Origin of the sequence: Saccharothrix syringae (assembly GCF_009498035.1) — a bacterium.
Classification (GTDB): Bacteria; Actinomycetota; Actinomycetes; order Mycobacteriales; family Pseudonocardiaceae; genus Actinosynnema; species Actinosynnema syringae.
On record NZ_CP034550.1, the window covers coordinates 9,463,528 to 9,479,418 of the forward strand.

15 protein-coding genes and 1 pseudogene are annotated in these 15,891 nt (G+C 70.8%); 7 read left to right on the plus strand and 9 right to left on the minus strand.

Features of this window, described 5'->3' with window-relative positions; translation table 11 throughout:
• Window positions 1–56 precede the first annotated feature (56 nt).
• Entirely contained in the window at window positions 57–803 is a 747-nt protein-coding gene (locus EKG83_RS39695; protein ID WP_051765919.1) for a class I SAM-dependent methyltransferase, read from the minus strand.
• A gap of 91 nt (window positions 804–894) precedes the next feature.
• Here EKG83_RS39695 and EKG83_RS39700 point away from each other — a divergent pair, with 91 nt between their 5' ends.
• From EKG83_RS39700 to EKG83_RS39710, 3 genes are all read left to right on the plus strand, one after another.
• Complete coding sequence (locus tag EKG83_RS39700; protein WP_228122981.1) at window positions 895–1,674, plus strand: VOC family protein; 780 nt, start codon at window positions 895–897, stop codon at window positions 1,672–1,674.
• Between the two features lie 13 nt (window positions 1,675–1,687).
• Window positions 1,688–2,653 carry a hypothetical protein gene (locus EKG83_RS39705; protein ID WP_033431436.1) on the plus strand — a complete coding sequence of 322 codons (966 nt, stop codon included), beginning with the start codon at window positions 1,688–1,690 and terminating at the stop codon, window positions 2,651–2,653.
• A 70-nt stretch (window positions 2,654–2,723) separates the two neighbouring features.
• Entirely contained in the window at window positions 2,724–3,491 is a 768-nt protein-coding gene (locus EKG83_RS39710; RefSeq protein WP_033431437.1) for a VOC family protein, read from the plus strand.
• Between the two features lie 3 nt (window positions 3,492–3,494).
• On the opposite strand, the gene EKG83_RS39715 is transcribed toward EKG83_RS39710, so the two are convergent.
• The 5 genes from EKG83_RS39715 to rpsB all read right to left on the minus strand — a co-directional run bounded on the left by EKG83_RS39715 (window position 3,495) and on the right by rpsB (window position 7,614).
• Window positions 3,495–4,346: a phosphatidate cytidylyltransferase gene (locus EKG83_RS39715; RefSeq protein WP_033431438.1), complete on the minus strand. Its 852-nt coding sequence runs from the start codon at window positions 4,344–4,346 to the stop codon at window positions 3,495–3,497.
• Window positions 4,347–4,429: 83 nt separating this feature from the next.
• The gene (gene frr / locus EKG83_RS39720) at window positions 4,430–4,987 is read right to left on the minus strand and encodes a ribosome recycling factor (protein WP_033431439.1); all 558 of its coding nucleotides are present in this window, start codon (window positions 4,985–4,987) and stop codon (window positions 4,430–4,432) included.
• 48 nt (window positions 4,988–5,035) lie between these two features.
• A complete protein-coding gene (gene pyrH / locus EKG83_RS39725; RefSeq protein WP_051765984.1) occupies window positions 5,036–5,746 on the minus strand; it encodes a UMP kinase in 711 nt (236 codons plus the stop codon).
• Between the two features lie 127 nt (window positions 5,747–5,873).
• Window positions 5,874–6,689, minus strand: coding sequence for a translation elongation factor Ts (gene tsf, locus EKG83_RS39730; protein WP_033431441.1), 816 nt, complete (start codon window positions 6,687–6,689; stop codon window positions 5,874–5,876).
• A gap of 94 nt (window positions 6,690–6,783) precedes the next feature.
• On the minus strand, window positions 6,784–7,614 hold the full coding sequence (rpsB, locus tag EKG83_RS39735; protein WP_033431442.1) for a 30S ribosomal protein S2: 831 nt from the start codon (window positions 7,612–7,614) through the stop codon (window positions 6,784–6,786).
• Window positions 7,615–7,967: 353 nt separating this feature from the next.
• Between rpsB and EKG83_RS39740 the strand changes: the two are divergent.
• Window positions 7,968–8,423 (plus strand): annotated as a pseudogene (locus tag EKG83_RS39740) (peptidoglycan DD-metalloendopeptidase family protein); the annotation flags it as partial.
• Window positions 8,424–9,014: 591 nt separating this feature from the next.
• Here the strand turns inward: EKG83_RS39740 and EKG83_RS39745 are convergent.
• The 3 genes from EKG83_RS39745 to EKG83_RS39755 all read right to left on the minus strand — a co-directional run bounded on the left by EKG83_RS39745 (window position 9,015) and on the right by EKG83_RS39755 (window position 11,559).
• Window positions 9,015–9,968, minus strand: coding sequence for a FliA/WhiG family RNA polymerase sigma factor (locus EKG83_RS39745; RefSeq protein WP_407690804.1), 954 nt, complete (start codon window positions 9,966–9,968; stop codon window positions 9,015–9,017).
• 139 nt (window positions 9,969–10,107) lie between these two features.
• Entirely contained in the window at window positions 10,108–11,085 is a 978-nt protein-coding gene (locus EKG83_RS39750; RefSeq protein ID WP_033431443.1) for a tyrosine recombinase XerC, read from the minus strand.
• 33 nt (window positions 11,086–11,118) lie between these two features.
• Window positions 11,119–11,559, minus strand: coding sequence for a DNA-processing protein DprA (locus EKG83_RS39755; RefSeq protein WP_051765924.1), 441 nt, complete (start codon window positions 11,557–11,559; stop codon window positions 11,119–11,121).
• Window positions 11,560–11,757: 198 nt separating this feature from the next.
• On the opposite strand from EKG83_RS39755, the gene EKG83_RS39760 reads away from it, so the two are divergent.
• Genes EKG83_RS39760 through EKG83_RS39770 form a run of 3 tightly spaced genes read left to right on the plus strand, consistent with a single transcriptional unit; the run spans window position 11,758 to window position 15,868 of the window.
• Window positions 11,758–12,864, plus strand: a complete 1,107-nt coding sequence (locus tag EKG83_RS39760; RefSeq protein WP_228122387.1) for a tyrosine-type recombinase/integrase — start codon at window positions 11,758–11,760, stop codon at window positions 12,862–12,864.
• Entirely contained in the window at window positions 12,861–15,344 is a 2,484-nt protein-coding gene (locus EKG83_RS48735; RefSeq protein ID WP_228122388.1) for a tyrosine-type recombinase/integrase, read from the plus strand. The genes EKG83_RS39760 and EKG83_RS48735 overlap by 4 nt, the downstream gene beginning before the upstream one ends.
• Window positions 15,341–15,868, plus strand: coding sequence for a DUF6262 family protein (locus tag EKG83_RS39770; RefSeq protein ID WP_084716465.1), 528 nt, complete (start codon window positions 15,341–15,343; stop codon window positions 15,866–15,868). Before EKG83_RS48735 ends, EKG83_RS39770 begins: the two co-directional genes overlap by 4 nt.
• Window positions 15,869–15,891 lie beyond the last annotated feature (23 nt).

The following is a 15,891-nucleotide window of genomic DNA, read 5'->3' on the forward strand; positions in this document are numbered from 1 at the left end:
ATCCTAGGTGCGCGCTCCCACCGCCGCCCCTCAGGGCGGCCCCTCGGGTCGGGCGCTCAGGGCAGCACGAGCCCGGCGGGCCTGCGCCGGACGTGGACCCGGTACCCCACCTCGAAGGCCAGGCCGGGCGTCTCGGCGATGGCGCGCTCCGCGACCGGGCCGGAGAACTCGATGCGCAGCACCGCCTCCAGGTCCGACCGCCGCTCGAACCGCCACAGCGCGCGCACGCGCCGCAGCGAGAACCCCCGGTCGGCGAAGAACCGCTCCACCGCCACCGGGTCGTAGCGGGGCTCGTCCGCGCACAGCCACGGCCCGTAGGGCGGGGCCAGGCCGTCCAGGTCCACGACCGCCAGCGCGCCGCCGGGCCGCAGCACGCGCTCCGCCTCGCGGATGCCCGGCTCGCAGCCGGGGCCGAAGAAGTAGGCCGTGCGGGCGTGCACGAGGTCGGCGCTCCCGTCGCGCAGCGGCAGCCGCTGGGCCGGGCCGGCGACCACCTCGGCGTTGGGCAGGTCGGCCACCCGGGCCCGGGCGCGTTCCACCAACGGGCGATGCGGCTCGACCCCGGTCACCGAGCGCGCGTCGGCGGCGAACACCGGCAGGTGGAACCCGTCGCCGCAGCCCACGTCGACCACGTCCCGGCCGGTCCAGTCGCACTCCTCGCGCAGCGCGGCCCAGATCGCGCCGCCCGCGTCCTGGGCGCGGTTCTCGACCTCGTAGACCTCGGGCCAGTGCCAGATGTTCGGGCTCGGCAGCACGTCGGCCGGGCGCACGGCGGCCAGGGCCGCGCGGACGAATCCCTTCACGGGACGACTCTAGAGCCGTAGGTTGATCGAATCCCCGCCTGCCAGGAGGTATGTGGTGTCGATCGTCCCGAATTCTCCCGCTTTGGCCGAGATGCACCACGGCGCGCCGTGCTGGGTGGACCTCGCCACCACCGACCTCCAGGCCACCGTCGACTTCTACACCGGCCTGTTCGGCTGGTACTACTCCGACGTCGACGGCCGCACGGTCGCCGTGGTCGACGGCCTGCCGGTGGCCGAGCTGGTCGCCGCGCCGCGGGCCAGCGCGTGGACGCTCTACCTGAACACCCCGCACGCCCGGGCCACCGCCGAGAAGGCGCACGCGCTGGGCGGCACGCTGCTCGGCGAGCCGACCGAGCAGGTCACCCTGCTCGCCGACCCGACCGGCGCGGTGATCGGCTTCCGCCGCGCGGGCCCCGACTGGCTGTTCGGCACCGACGGGCACGGCGCCTACGCGTGGGCCGAGCTGAACACCCGCGACGGGCAGCTGGCGGACGAGTTCTTCCACGAGCTGTGCGGGTTCGAAGTCACCCAGATCGGTGACGGCCAAGCCGTCGACTACACGCTGTGGGCGATCCAGGGGCACACCGTGCTGGGCCGGCAGCGGATGGGCCGGGCGTTCGAGCCGGGCACCCCGCCGCACTGGATGGTCTACTTCACCGCCGCGCCCGAGATCGGCACCGACTCGGTGGCCACCCGGGTCCTGGAGCTGGGCGGGCGGGTCACCGTGGAGCCTTACGACACGCCGTTCGGGCGGATCACCGTGGTGGCCGACCACTCCGGCGCGGTGTTCTCGGTGATCGACCCGTCCCGCGCCACCCCGCTGACCGACGACGACATCGGCGCGCGGATCGACGACCCGAACGACGAGTGAGGCCCGCCGGCGCATGACCGCCCATCCCGATGCCGCCACGATCGAGTGGTTGCTCGACGCCGACCCGGCCCTGCGGTGGCAGGTGCTGCGGGACCTGACCGACGCGTCCCCCGGGCAGGTGACCGCCGAACGGGCCCGGGTCGCCACCGAGGGCTGGGGCGCCCGGCTGCTCGCGCTGCGCGACGAGGACGGGCGGTGGGCCGGCGGCGCGTGCTTCCCCGCGGACTTTCGCGGCGACTTCTCCGCCGGCCAGCCGTGGACCTCGACCCTGCCGGCGTTGACGCTCCTGCGGGACCTGGGCGTCGACCCGGCCGACGCGCGGGTGCGCGAGGCGGTGGCGCTGGTGCGGGACAACTGCCGGTGGGAGCACGACGGGCAGCCGTTCTTCGCCGGCGAGGTCGAGCCGTGCATCAACGGGCGGACCACCGCGGTCGGCGCGTACTTCGGCGTGGACGTCGACGACCTGGTCGAGCGGCTGGTCGGCGAGCAGCTGGCCGACGGCGGCTGGAACTGCGAGGCCGAGCGCGGGTCGGTGCGCTCGTCGTTCCACACGACGATCTGCGTGGTCGAGGGGCTGCTGGAGCACGAGCGGGCCACCGGCGGCTCGGCGGGGTCGGTGGCGGCCCGCCGGCGCGGCGAGGGGTACCTGCTGCGCAGGCGGCTGTTCCGGCGGCTGGGCACCGGGGAGGTGGTCGAGCCCGCCTGGCTGGAGTTCTCGTTCCCGACCTGGTGGCACTACGACGTGCTGCGGGGGTTGGAGCACTTCCGCGCCGCCGGGCACGCCCCGGTCCCGGAGCTGGCCGAGGCGGTCGACGTGGTGCGGTCGAAGCGGCGGCCCGACGGCACGTGGCCGCTGGAGAACACCCACCCGGGCGCGGTCCACTTCCCCCTCGACGGCGGCGACGGCGGGCCGAGCAGGTGGAACACCCTGCGCGCCCTGCGGGTCCTGGCCTGGTACGACCGCGCCGCGACCGGCTGACGGGCCGTTCTGTCGTACCCCCGGCGTACGGTGCTCGCACGGATTCGAACACCTGTGCGAGGAGGGCGCCATGCCAACCCCCGGAACACCCGCCTGGGTGGAGGTCTCGTCGGAGGACCCGGCCGCCAGCCGGGAGTTCTACGCCCGGCTGCTCGGCTGGACCTACGAGGTGGTCCTCGACCCGCACCACCACGGCTACACCGTCGCCCGGCACGGCGGCGAGCCGGTCGCGGGCGTCTTCGAGAGCGCCGAGGGCGTGCCGCCCGGCTGGCTGCTGCACCTGCACGCGGCCGACGTCGAGGAGGTCGCGGCGCGAGTGCCCGAGCTGGGCGGGGAGGTCGTCGCGGGCCCGCTGGAGGCGCCCGGCGCGAGCCGCGTGCTGCTGACCGCCGACCCGACGGGCGCGGTGGTCGGGTTCCGGCAGGTCACGGGCGCCGCGGCGGCCACGAGCAGGCCGGGGGCGCTGAACTGGGCCGAGCTGACCACGCGGGACGCCGGGGCCGCCGACCGGTTCTACGGCGCGCTGTTCGGCTACGAGGAGCGGCAGCTCGGCGACGGCGGGGCGTTCGACTACAAGACGTGGTCCAAGGATGGCGCGGAGGCCGTGGGGCGGCTGCGGGTGGGCGCGGGGTTCCCGGCCGGGGTGCCGTCGCACTGGATGGTGTACTTCGGCGTCGACCCGGGGGTGGGCGCGGACGCGTCCGCCGAGCGCGCGGTGGCCCTGGGCGGCCGGGTGGAGGTGCCGCCGTTCGACGCGCCGCACGGGCGCACCGCGGTCGTGCGCGACCCGTTCGGCGCGCTGTTCTCGCTGGTCGACGCGGGCGACCGGGTGGGGTGAGGGCTATGCGGGCAGGAACGCCTGGAGCAGCAGCCAGGACACCACGGCCGAGGGCAGCAGCGAGTCCATCCGGTCCATCAGGCCGCCGTGCCCGGGGAGCAGCGTGCCCATGTCCTTGATCCCGAGGTCCCGCTTGATCAGCGACTCGACCAGGTCGCCCGCCGTGGCCGTGACGACGATGGCGGCGCCGAACAGCGCGCCCTGCCACCACTGGCCGCCCAGCATCAGGTCGAGGGTGAGGGCGCCGCCGACCATGCCCGCCACCATCGAGCCCGCGAAACCCTCCCAGGACTTCTTGGGGCTGATGGTGGGGGCCATGGGGTGCTTGCCGAACAGGACGCCGGCCACGTAGCCGCCGGTGTCGGACAGCACGACGCCGATGAGGAACGCCAGGACGCGGAACACGCCGTCGTCCGGCACCACCAGCATGACCGCGAAGGAGGCGAACACCGCGACGTAGGCCACGGTGAACACCGACGCGGTGACGTCCCGCAGGTAGCCGTCCGGGCCGTCCTTGAGCCGCCACATCAGGCAGACGAGCATGGTGACCACGAACGCGCCCAGCACGCCCGCGCGCTCCAGCGGCCAGGCCAGCCACACCGCGGCCTGCCCGCCCAGCAGCACGGGCACCAGCGCGACCCGGACGCCCGCGCCGCGCTTGAGCGCGCCCGCCAGCTCGTAGGTGGACACCGCGACGGCGACCGCCACGACGCCGATGAACAGCTCGCGCACCGTCAGCAGGGCGACCAGGATGACCGCGCCGAGGCCGACTCCCACGGCGATGGCCGCGGGCAGGTCGCGCCCCGCGCGTGATGGGCTCTTCCCCGGCGCGTCCCGCTCACCGCCGACTGACACCTGCTGTGCTCCTGTTCACGGCCGTCCGGCCGGGCAAGGCGTGCGGCCCGCGAAGCGCGCCGGACGCACCGGGTGCGACCTGCTCAGACCTCGAGCAGCTCGGCTTCCTTGTGCTTGACCAGCTCGTCGACCTGCGCCACGTACCGGTGGGTGACGTTCTCCAGCTCCTTCTCGGCGCGGGTGCCGTCGTCCTCGCCGACCTCGCCGTCCTTGACCAGGCGGTCCAGCTCCTCCTTGGCCTTGCGGCGGATGTTGCGGATGGAGACCTTGGCGTCCTCGCCCTTGCCCTTGGCGACCTTGACCATCTCGCGGCGGCGCTCCTCGGACAGCTGCGGGATCACCACGCGGATGACGGTGCCGTCGTTGCTGGGGTTGACGCCCAGGTCGGAGTCGCGGATGGCCTTCTCGACCGAGTTGAGCTGGCTCTGGTCGTAGGGCTTGATGACGGCCATGCGGGCCTCGGGGATGGCGACGCTGGCCAGCTGGTTCAGCGGCGTGGGTGAACCGTAGTACTCGACGACGATGCGGGAGAACATCGAGGGGGTGGCGCGGCCGGTACGCACCGAGGCCAGGTCCTCCTTGGCCACGGACACCGCTTTTTCCATCTTCTCCTCTGCGTCGAGGAGGGTCTCGTCGATCACGGCTGGCTCCCTAGGGTGTGGCGAAGTTCGGCTCGAATCCCAGCAGGTCTAGAAGGACGGGCGACCACCGGGGGTGCTCACCAACGTCCCGATCTTCTCACCGCGCACGGCCCGTGCGATGTTCCCCTCGGTGAGCAGGTTGAAGACCATGATCGGCATGTTGTTGTCCATGCACAGGCTGAACGCGGTCGCGTCGGCCACGTTCAGACCGCGTTCGAGCACTTCGCGGTGGGTGATGTTGTCGAACATCAGGGCGTCCGGGTCGACCTTGGGGTCGGCGGTGTAGATGCCGTCCACGGCCTTGGCCATGAGCACGACCTCGCAGCCGATCTCCAGCGCGCGCTGCGCGGCGGTCGTGTCGGTGGAGAAGTAGGGCATGCCGGCGCCGCCGCCGAAGATGACGACGCGCCCCTTCTCCAGGTGGCGGATGGCGCGGCGCGGGATGTAGGACTCGGCGATCTGCCCCATGGTGATGGCGGTCTGCACGCGCGTCTCGATGCCGTGCTCCCGCTCCAGGAAGTCCTGGAGGGCGAGGCAGTTCATGACGGTCCCGAGCATGCCCATGTAGTCGGCGCGGCTGCGGTCCATGCCGCGCTGCTGCAGCTCGGCGCCGCGGAAGAAGTTGCCGCCACCGATGACGACGGCGACCTGGGCCCCTGTCCGGACGACCGCGGCGATCTGGCGGGACACGGTCTGCACGACGTCCGGGTCGACGCCGACGCCGCCGCCGCCGAACATCTCACCGCCCAGCTTGAGCATCACGCGCCGGTACCCGTGGGCCGGGTCCTCACCGCGCTCGTGGTCTACCTCTGCGCTCACAGGTCCTCCTTCGGACACGGCAAGGGCGGGGTCGCGACGCCAGCGCGCAACCCCGCCCCCACGTGGATCAGGCCTGGCCGACCTCGAACCGGGCGAAGCGGGTCACGGTGACCCCGGCCTCGTCCAGCACGGCCTTGACCGTCTTCTTCGACTCCGTCACCGACGACTGCTCCAGGAGCACGACGTCCTTGAAGAAGCCGTTCACGCGACCCTCGACGATCTTGGGCAGCGCCGCCTCCGGCTTGCCCTCCTCGCGCGCGGTCTCCTCGGCGATGCGGCGCTCGTTGGCGACCACGTCGGCCGGGACCTCGTCGCGGGTGAGGTAGCGGGGGCGCATCGCGGCGATCTGCATGGCGGCGCCGCGGGCGGCTTCCTCGTTGTCGCCGGTGTACTCGACCACGACGCCCACGGCGGGCGGCAGGTCGGCGGCGCGGCGGTGCAGGTAGGTGGTCACCTTGCCGTCGAAGACGGCGACCTTGGCCAGCTCCAGCTTCTCGCCGATCTTGGCGGAGAACTCCTGGACGACCGCGTCGACGGCCTTGCCGTCGAGGTCGGCGGCCTTGAGGACGTCGACGTCGGCCGGGCGGGTGGCCTTGGCGACCGCCACGATCCGGGAGGCGAGCTCCTGGAAGTCGGCGTTCTTGGCGACGAAGTCGGTCTCGCAGCGCAGCTCGATCATCACGCCGTCCTCGGCCACGACCAGGCCGTTGGAGGTCGTGCGCTCGGCGCGCTTGCCGACGTCCTTCGCACCCTTGATGCGCAGGATCTCGACCGCCTTGTCGAAGTCGCCGTCGGCTTCCTCGAGCGCCTTCTTGCAGTCCATCATGCCGGCGGCGGTGAGCTCGCGGAGGCGCTTGACGTCAGCGGCGGTGTAGTTCGCCATCGTGCTGGATCCGTTCCTTATGCGGTTTACGCGCGGTCGTTGGAGTGCGCGCGCCGCGCCACCCCGGCGAGGGGGAGCGCGGCGCGCGGCTCGATCAGGACTGGACGGCCTCGGAGCCCTCGGCGGGCTTCTCGGTCGCCTCGGCACCGACCAGCAGCTCCTGCTCCCACTCGGCCAGCGGCTCGTCGGCGCCCGGCTCGGGCTTGTCGGCGCCGTCGGCGACCTGGGTGCGGGCACCGGAGCGCGCCATCAGACCGGCGGCGGCGGCCTCGGCCACCACCTTGGTCAGCAGCGCGGCGGAGCGGATCGCGTCGTCGTTGCCCGGGATCGGGTAGTCGACCTCGTCCGGGTCGCAGTTCGTGTCGAGGATCGCCACGATCGGGATGTTCAGCTTGCGCGCCTCGCCGACGGCGATGTGCTCCTTCTTGGTGTCCACGATCCACACGGCGCTGGGCACCTTGGACATGTCGCGGATACCGCCGAGCGTGCGCTCCAGCTTGTCCTTCTCGCGGTTCATCATCAGGATTTCCTTCTTGGTGAAACCCTGGAAGCCGCCGGTCTGCTCCATCGACTCCAGCTCCTTGAGCCGCTGGAGGCGCTTGTGCACGGTGGAGAAGTTGGTGAGCATGCCGCCCAGCCAGCGCTGGTTCACGTAGGGCATGCCGACGCGGAGGGCCTCGTTGGCGATGGCCTCCTGCGCCTGCTTCTTCGTGCCGATGAACAGGATCGACCCGCCGTGCGCGACCGTCTCCTTGACGAACTCGTAAGCCCGGTCGATGTAGCTCAGCGTCTGCTGCAGGTCGATGATGTAGATGCCGTTGCGCTCGGTGAAGATGTAGCGCTTCATCTTCGGGTTCCAGCGCCGGGTCTGGTGCCCGAAGTGCACGCCGCTGTCGAGCAGCTGCTTCATGGTGACGACGGCCATGGCCGGGTTCGCACCTCTTCGTTCGGGCGCGCCGGTGTTGTCGGCCGGCACGCGTTCCGGTTCGTCGCGGCGGGCCCGGGTGGCCTGCCGCCCTGGTGCCATTGCCGTCGCCCGAACCTGAGGGTTATCCGACCCTCGGGACCGCCGGACGCCGTGACTCGACCACGGGACGCGGGTCGGATCTGCAGTGGCACGCGAAGTCGCCCTGCACTCACACGGGGCGCGTGACGAGTGTACGCCGGTGGGGGTCGGAACCACGAACCGACCCCGGCAGTTGTCCACAGGTCCGCGAGTTGTCCACAGATCGCCGGAAGCCCCTGGCCGCCCCCGGTCCACCCCGGCACGGTGGACCCATGACCCCCATCACGCGAACACCGCTGGTCCCGCCCCTGGTCCCAGGGCTGTCGGCCCTGTTGGCGGCGCTGCTGGCAGTGCTGGCGACAGCGCTGTCGCCGCCTCCTGCCGGCGCCGCCGGCAGGCCCCACCGCTTCGCCTGGCCCCTCGCACCACCGCACGAAGTGGTGCGTCCGTTCGAGGCACCGCCGAGCCCGTACGCCGCCGGGCACCGGGGCGTGGACCTCCGCGCCGGCCCCGGTGCGGAGGTGCTGGCCGCCGCCGACGGGGTGGTGGTGCACGCGGGCCGGGTGGCCGACCGGCCGGTGGTGTCGCTGGCGCACGCCGGCGGGCTGCGCACCACGTACGAGCCGGTGGAGCCCGCCGTGGGGCGGGGGCGGCTGGTGCGCCGGGGCGAGCGGGTCGGGAGGCTGCGCGCGGGGCACGAGGGGTGCGCGCCGGAGTCCTGCCTGCACTGGGGCGCGCTCCGGGTCGGCCCGCCTCGGGCACACGCCTACCTGGACCCCCTGCACCTGCTCGCGACGGGCCCGGGCCGAGTCCGCCTGCTACCGGTCGACTCCCCGACCCACCGGTCGGCTCCCCCGCCACCGGTCGTCTCTCCTGGCCACCGGCCGACTTCCCCGGCCACCGGTCGACTCCCCTGGCCACCGGCCGACTCCCCCGACCACCGGTCGACTCCCCTGGCCACCGGCCGACTCCCCCGACCACCGGTCGACTCCCCTGGCCACCGGCCGACTCCCCCGACCACCGGCCGACTCCCCTGGCCACCGGCCGACTCCCCCGACCACCGGCCGACTCCCCTGGCCACCGGCCGACTCCCCCGACCACCGGCCGACTCCCCTGGCCACCGGCCGACTCCCCCGACCACCGATCCCCCGGCCAGCAATCGACTCCCCAGGCCCGGCGGCTCTTTCAGGCAGTCCTCCCAGCCGACCTCGGCCGCCTTCCTCCGTCGCTTCCTCCACCGCTTCCGCCGACCAGCCCCGCCGACAACCCCACCGCCGGCTCACCAACCAGCCTCGGAGGCGCGAACCGGAGCTGCCCTGCTAACTCTCCAACTGCTCGTTGAGCTTGGTGCGGAGCCGGAGGACCGCGCGGGTGTGGAGTTGGCAGACGCGGGACTCGGTCACGCCCAGGACCTTGCCGATCTCGGCCAGGGTCAGGTTCTCGAAGTAGTAAAGGGTGACCACGACGCGGTCGCGTTCGGCGAGTTGGGCGATGGCGTCGGCCAGTTGGCGGCGGCTGTCCTGGTCGACGAGCGTGGCGATCGGGTCCTCGGCGCCCTCGTCGGGCAGGGACTCGGCCAGTGACGAGCCCGCGCCGCCCGCGCTGCGGCCCGCCGCGATCAGCTCGTCGAGGGCCACGACGCTGGTCAGCTGGAGCTGGGCGTAGAGCTCGCGCAGCTCACCGAGGCCGATCTTCAGCTCGGCGGCCAGTTCGCGGTCGGTCGGGGTGCGCTGGAGGCGGGCGCCGAGGCGTTCGAGGGCGCGCTCGACGTCGCGGGCCCGGCTGCGGACCGAGCGCGGCACCCAGTCCTGCGAGCGGAGGTCGTCGAGGATGGCGCCCCTGATGCGCTGCATGGCGTAGGTCTCGAACTTCAGGCCGCGCTCGGGCTCGAACTTCTCGATCGCGTCGACCAGGCCGAAGATGCCCGACTGGATCAGGTCGGCCACGTCGACGTGCGCGGGCAGGCCGGTACCGACGCGGCCCGCGACGTACTTGACCAGCGGGGCGTAGTGGAGCACGAGGCGATCGCGCACGGTCTGGTCCTTGGACTCGCCGTAGGTGTGCCAGAGCGCGATGATGCCGGCTTCCACGTCGTCGGCGGTACGCGATTCGGCGGCCGGGTGCGCCGGTCTGCCGGCACCGCCCGCACTGCCGCCGCTGTCCGCGGTGTGCTCGCCGACACCACCGGCACTGCCGCCGCTGTCCGCGGTGTGCTCGCCGACACCACCGGCACTGCCGCCACTGTCCGCGGTGTGCTCGCCGCCGCTGTCCACGGTGTGCCCGTTTCGGGGCGGCTCGTCGTCGACGTGGTGACCGTTCACCCCGGCCGGGGTGTTCGCCTCCGACGAGGTCCCGACGTTCGCGGCGGAGGGAGAGGTCACGGTTGCGGTCCGCGAACCTCCCCCTGCTACGTCAGGAACGGGGGTGGGTTCGGTCATGGATCGCCTTCAGCCGTTCGACGGTGACGTGGGTGTAGAGCTGAGTCGTTGCGAGCGTAGCGTGACCAAGGAGCTCTTGGACGGTGCGCAGGTCCGCTCCCCCTTCCAACAGGTGCGTGGCCGCCGAGTGGCGCAGGCCGTGGGGCCCGGTGTCGATCCCGTCGGGGAGCGCGCCCACCACGTCGTGGACGATCTTCCTGGCGGTGCGCGGGTCGAGCCGCCCGCCGCGCGCGCCGAGCAGCAGTGCCCGGTGTGAACGGTCGCTGACCAGCGCCGATCGTCCGTGTTCCACCCAGCGACGTACCGCGCGTTCGGCCGGAACGCCGAACGGCACCACACGTTCGCGGCTGCCCTTGCCCAGAACCCGAATCACCCTTTGGGAGTAGTCCACGTCGTCGAGGTCGAGACCGCACAACTCCGCGACTCGCACACCCGTCGCGTACAGCAACTCCACCACGGCCTGGTCACGCAGCGCAACCGGATCTCCCTGTTCCGCGCCTACTTCGGCAGCCGCCATCGCGGCGCGGGCCTGCTCCGGGCGCAGCACCTGGGGCAGCGTCCGGTGCGGGCGGGGCGCGGCCAGCCGCGGGCCCGGGTCGTCGGCGAGCAGGCCGGTGCGGGCTGCCCACGCGGTGAACGCCCGGGCGGAGGCCGCGCGCCGCGCCAGCGTCGTGCGGCTCGCGCCGGCCGAGTGCTGCGCGGCCAGCCAGGAACGGAGCCCGGGCAGGTCGACTGACTCCACCGCGGCGTGCTCGGGCGCGCCGGCGGCCAGGTGGACCAGCAGGGCCACCACGTCACCCAGGTAAGCGCGAACCGTGTGCGGGGATAACGCGCGCTCGGAGGCGAGGTGGCGCTCGTAGCCGTCCAGCGCCGCCTTGACGTCGGCAGGCAGCCCGCGACGGAGGCGCGCGAGATCCGCTCTCGGTGTCCGAGCGGGCGGCTGCGGGGACATAGTCCCTGACGCTGCGCCCTCAAGCGCACTTGGTCAAGTATCGCCACGCCAACTCGCCTCCTGGGAGCGCTTCCAACCTGTTTCCGCGCGCTGGGCCAGACCGGCCAGTTCGAGTTCCGGCAGCAGAGCGCGCACCCGCGTGAGCTCGACACCCGACTCGACCGAGATCGCCTCCGGGCTGCACCCCGACGACAGGCCCAACGCTTCGAAGACCCGCATCGCGTCGCCCTGCGGCGCACCGACGTCGGTGTTGCGCGTCGCCTCGACCAGGTCGACGCCGAGCCGCCCGGTGGATTCGAGGATCTCGGCGACGTTGGTGACCGGCAGGGCCTCGCCGGACCGCAGCAGCTCGTGGCAGCCCAGCGAGCTGACCGAGGTGACCGGCCCCGGCACCGCCATGAGCACCCGCCCGAGCGCCGAGGTGGACGCGGCCGTGTTCTTGGCCCCGCTGCGCCGCCCCGCCTCGACCACCACCGTGCCCTCGGCCAGCGCGGCGTTCTCTGAGGGTCGTCACCCTGTGGTGTGACGTTGCATTGAGTTTCCGAGGTGTCGGCACCACAGCGGTTCTGTGGGGGTGTAGCTCTGTGGCTCCTTGTTGCTGATCGAGAAGGAGTAGAGGCAAGGGTGCGAGCGTTTCGAGTGCGGATGCCGTCAGGTAGCCGGTACTGGACGGTGATCGACGACGAGTTGCACGTCATGTCGGTGGCCGATCGGTTCCTGCGGGAGCTGCGGTTCGGGCGGGACCGGGCCGAGTCGACCAGCGAGGCGTACGCCCGTGGAGTCGCGTTGTTCCTGTGCTGGTGTGTGCGGACCGGTCGGGACTGGACGACGGCGGCGGCCGAGATGGGCCTGTTCATGACCTGGCTGAAGTACACCCCGACAGGCGACGGTCAAGTGGTTATCGGTCCCGGTGCGGCACCGGTACGTGGTGAAGCTCGAATCAATGCGGTGCTGGTGGCCGTGCGGGCGTTTCTGTCGTTCGCCGTGGTCAACGGACAAGCCCCGCAGTGGGTTCTCGGGGCGATCTACGAACTGGCGGACACCCGTGATCTGCCGCTGGAAACCCAGAGCGAGGACGGTGGGCTGTTCTACCGACTGCGCGCCCGGCACAGTTTGAAAGAGCCAGAGACCGCGATGGACCGGGCCAGCGATGAGGAGATCGTTGCGCTGTTCATGGCATGTCGTTCGGCACGGGACCGATTGATCGTGTTGCTGCTGTCACGTGTGGGTCTGCGCAGGAGCCAGACCGTAGGGCTACGTCGCAGCGACCTTCATCTGTTGCCCGATAACCGGTCGCTGGGCTGCGACGTGGAGGGAGCCCATCTTCATGTGACTCGGCGAGAGAATGCCAACGGAGCGTGGTCGAAGTCGCGGCGCTCGTACTCGGTACCGGCGGATTTCCTTGTGGTGCAGGCCATCGACCAGTATCTGCTTGAGCGCCATCAGTGCCCGGAGGCTTCCAACAGCGACTTCCTGCTGGTGAACTTGTTCCGGCCACCGCTGGGCGAGCCGATGCCCCCTGGCGCGGTAAATGAGCTGTTCAAGGCACTGTGCGCCCGTGCCGGTCTGGCCAGGTCCGTCACGCCGCACATGTGCCGTCACACCTTCGGCAGCAACCTCGCCGACTCTGGCGCGCTGCTGGATGAAATTCAACATCTGATGGGCCACGCCAGCCCCACCTCGTCGCAGCCTTACCTGCATCCTTCGGTGTCGCGACTGCGCCAGGCCGTCGACCGGGTACCCACTCCCCGCGTGCTAGCTGAGGGAGTTTCTCGGTGATCAGCAGCATCACAGCACACCTTGTCGACCCCCGCACCGAGAGCGCCGAGGGTGCGGAAATCTGGGCCGCGATCGAGCCGGAAAGCCTGAAGATCCTGGGCTGGGACCATCAGCGCAGGGTGCTGGTCTTCCCTGTCGGACACCCGTTGCTGGGATGGAGGGCGTGCAGGGTGACCGGGTGCCACAACGATGGCCGATCCGCGTTGCAGTTGTGCCCCTCGTGCGGACGCCGTTGGCAGGCCGTTGTGGGTACGGACTTCGACACATTCCTGGCGACGCCCAAGCCTGTGATGCGGTGCATCGGGGTGGCACCGTGCGCAGTGGAAGGATGTAAACGCCCGGCGAAGACCACACGGACGCGCCTGTGCGTTACCCACGAGTACCAGAAGGCTTTTCGGCTGAAGCTGCCGCTGGAGCAATTTCTCACACACCCCGAGGTGGTTCCCCTCTCCGCGTTCGGACCCTGCGAAGTCGCGGCCTGCACCCGTGACCGCACGGGCAAAGGTCCGTACTGCCAGCAGCACGCCCAGCGCCATAAACTGCTCAAGAGAGAACCGGCTTTCGACGTCGACCACTGGCGGCGGACGGCCTCGGCCGTCTCCGAGGGCAGCGAGGTCAGTCTGCGCGGCCTGCCGGATCGGGTTGCGGCCGAAGTGATCTACGGCATCCAGCATCGGACCAAGCACGATGTCAAGACCAAGTACCTCATGGTCCGTCCAGCGTGTGACTATCTCCGAGAGGCGGAGGTGTCGACGGTGGAGGATCTTCCGCTTGACACGCTGCCCCGGACCGTCCGGGTGTTCCTGACGTCCGTCGTGAAGGCCCTGCGACGCCGGAGGTCGACGCCGGAAAGCGAGCGCCACAACGACGTATGGGATCTGTACGCCTTTGGCCAGTCCGGGAATCTCACGTTCACCGGGATCACACAGCAGTGGCTCCGAGAGGCAGTCAAACGGTGGGCTTTCAATGATCTTCCGAGGCGGCGCGGCAGCAACGTCAGCAACGTCGTGCAGCAGAAGATCAACTCGGTAGTCCGGCTGTCGGAGAGTCTGCGGCTTCAGCGAGAAGACCACGGTGGAGATCTCGCCGCGCTGAGCCGCCACGACATCACGGCATTCCTCAACCGCCTGGCCTACCTGCAAGACCAGGGCGAGATCAGCGGCTACACGCGCCTCGCGTTGTGTCGCTCGGCTCGGCAGGTGCTGGGCGGGATACATGGTCTGGGCCTGACCGACGCAGGCAACCTCCTGCACGGGCTTCCCAGCAGTTTCATGATCAGTCTCGACGACCTGCCCGACGAGCCAGAGGACAGCGAGGCGGGGAAGGACCTGCCCGCGGAAGTGATGCAGCACCTGTGCTCCCACCTCGACGGGCTGGAGGAAATGACCAGTGCTGACCTGCGGTTCTCTGTCGAACTACTGATCGACACCGGCAGGCGCCCAGATGAGATTGCCAAACTCTGGCTGGACTGCTTGGAGCGCGATCAGGACGGCAAGCCCGTCCTGATCTATGACAACCACAAGACCAACCGGAAGGGGCGGCGACTGCCGATCCCCGAGGCCACCGCTGCGGTCATCGTCGCCCAGCAAGAACGCGTCCGGGCACGTTACCCAGACACCCCGGCGAGCCAGCTCAGACTGTTCCCGAGCACATCCCGGAACCCGGCGGGGAACAGGCCGGTCAGCGATGACTGGATCACTGACCGGCACCGCCGCTGGGTTACCAGCCTGCCTGACATCCACGTGCCCACGATGGTGCAAGAGGGCGGCACGCAGGTGACCAAGATGCTGCCGTTCGATAAGGCAAAGATCTTTCCCTACGCCTACCGCCACAGCTACGCCCAGCGGCACGCCGACGCCGGGGTGGATGTTACGGTCCTGAAGGGCCTGATGGATCACCGCCAGATCACCACTACAGAACGTTACTACCGGGTCGGCGAGCATCGACGTCGAGAAGCGGTTGAACGGGTCGTGGTGATGCAGTTCGACCGACACGGCAACCGAGTCTGGCGGCAGGCCAAGGCGCTGCTGGACTCCGAGCACCTCCGACGCGCGGTCGGTGAGGTCGCCGTTCCCTACGGCGGCTGCTCCGAGCCGTCCAACGTCGCGGCTGGAGGACAGGACTGCCCGCTGCGGTTCCGCTGTGTCGGATGCGGGCACTTCAGCACCGACATCTCCTACCTGCCCGACCTTGAGCACTATCTCGCCGATCTGTTGCGGCACAGGGAGCGTCTTGCGGCGGCACTGGACGCCGACGAGTGGGCGAAGACCGAAGCCGTGCCCTCCGACGAGGAGATCAGGCGCATCCGCCGACTGGTCGACCGGATGAAGGGCGACCTGAACGACTTGTCGGAGGAGGAGCGCGCTCAAATCGAGGAAGCCATCGCGATCGTCCGCCGAGGGCGAGGCAAGATCGTCGGCTTGGGCCTTCCTCGTGTCCGCCAGCCCCTACCCGACCTGCGACCGGAGCGCACCGCATGACCACCGACAATTCGATGATCGAAGGACGGCGGGCGGATTCGGCCCGCCGTCGCCAGCGGGTCATCAAGGCCATCAACGCTGCCAGCACCAGCGGCGGGGAACTGAGCGTGTCGGCGATCGCTCGCGCCGCGGCCGTCGACCGCACGTTCATCTATCGACACCCCGACCTGCTCGGTCAAGTCCGCACCGCCCAAAGCAACCCTGCGGCGGCCGACGGCACCGGCCCCGTGGTGAGCCGAGCCTCCCTGCAAGCAGACCTCGCCAACGCGCACGGCCAGATCAATCGGCAAGCCGCCCGCATACGACAGTTGGAGAACAAGCTGTCGGAGATGCTGGGCGAGCACGCCTGGCGCGAGTCCGGCCTCGGCGCGCCCGCCGACATCGATCAGCTCCAGCGCCGGATCACCGGGCTGGAGCAAGAAGTCGTCATGCTCAAGGGCCGCCTGGAGGAACAAGGCCAAGACTTGGATGCCGCACGAGCTGCCAACCGCGAGCTGATGAGCCGCCTGAACCGGAACGGCTGACGCCAAACGCGACTGCCATGCAG

What these genes read in the sequence shown, in the direction of transcription:
- rpsB (WP_033431442.1), bottom strand. Translation starts at nt 7,614, where the DNA reads ATGGCCGTCGTCACCATGAAGCAGCTGCTCGACAGCGGCGTGCACTTC.
- EKG83_RS39710 (WP_033431437.1), top strand. Translation starts at nt 2,724, where the DNA reads ATGCCAACCCCCGGAACACCCGCCTGGGTGGAGGTCTCGTCGGAGGAC.
- EKG83_RS39750 (WP_033431443.1), bottom strand. Translation starts at nt 11,085, where the DNA reads ATGTCCCCGCAGCCGCCCGCTCGGACACCGAGAGCGGATCTCGCGCGC.
- EKG83_RS39770 (WP_084716465.1), top strand. Translation starts at nt 15,341, where the DNA reads ATGACCACCGACAATTCGATGATCGAAGGACGGCGGGCGGATTCGGCC.
- EKG83_RS39705 (WP_033431436.1), top strand. Translation starts at nt 1,688, where the DNA reads ATGACCGCCCATCCCGATGCCGCCACGATCGAGTGGTTGCTCGACGCC.
- pyrH (WP_051765984.1), bottom strand. Translation starts at nt 5,746, where the DNA reads ATGCTCAAGCTGGGCGGTGAGATGTTCGGCGGCGGCGGCGTCGGCGTC.
- tsf (WP_033431441.1), bottom strand. Translation starts at nt 6,689, where the DNA reads ATGGCGAACTACACCGCCGCTGACGTCAAGCGCCTCCGCGAGCTCACC.
- EKG83_RS39700 (WP_228122981.1), top strand. Translation starts at nt 895, where the DNA reads ATGCACCACGGCGCGCCGTGCTGGGTGGACCTCGCCACCACCGACCTC.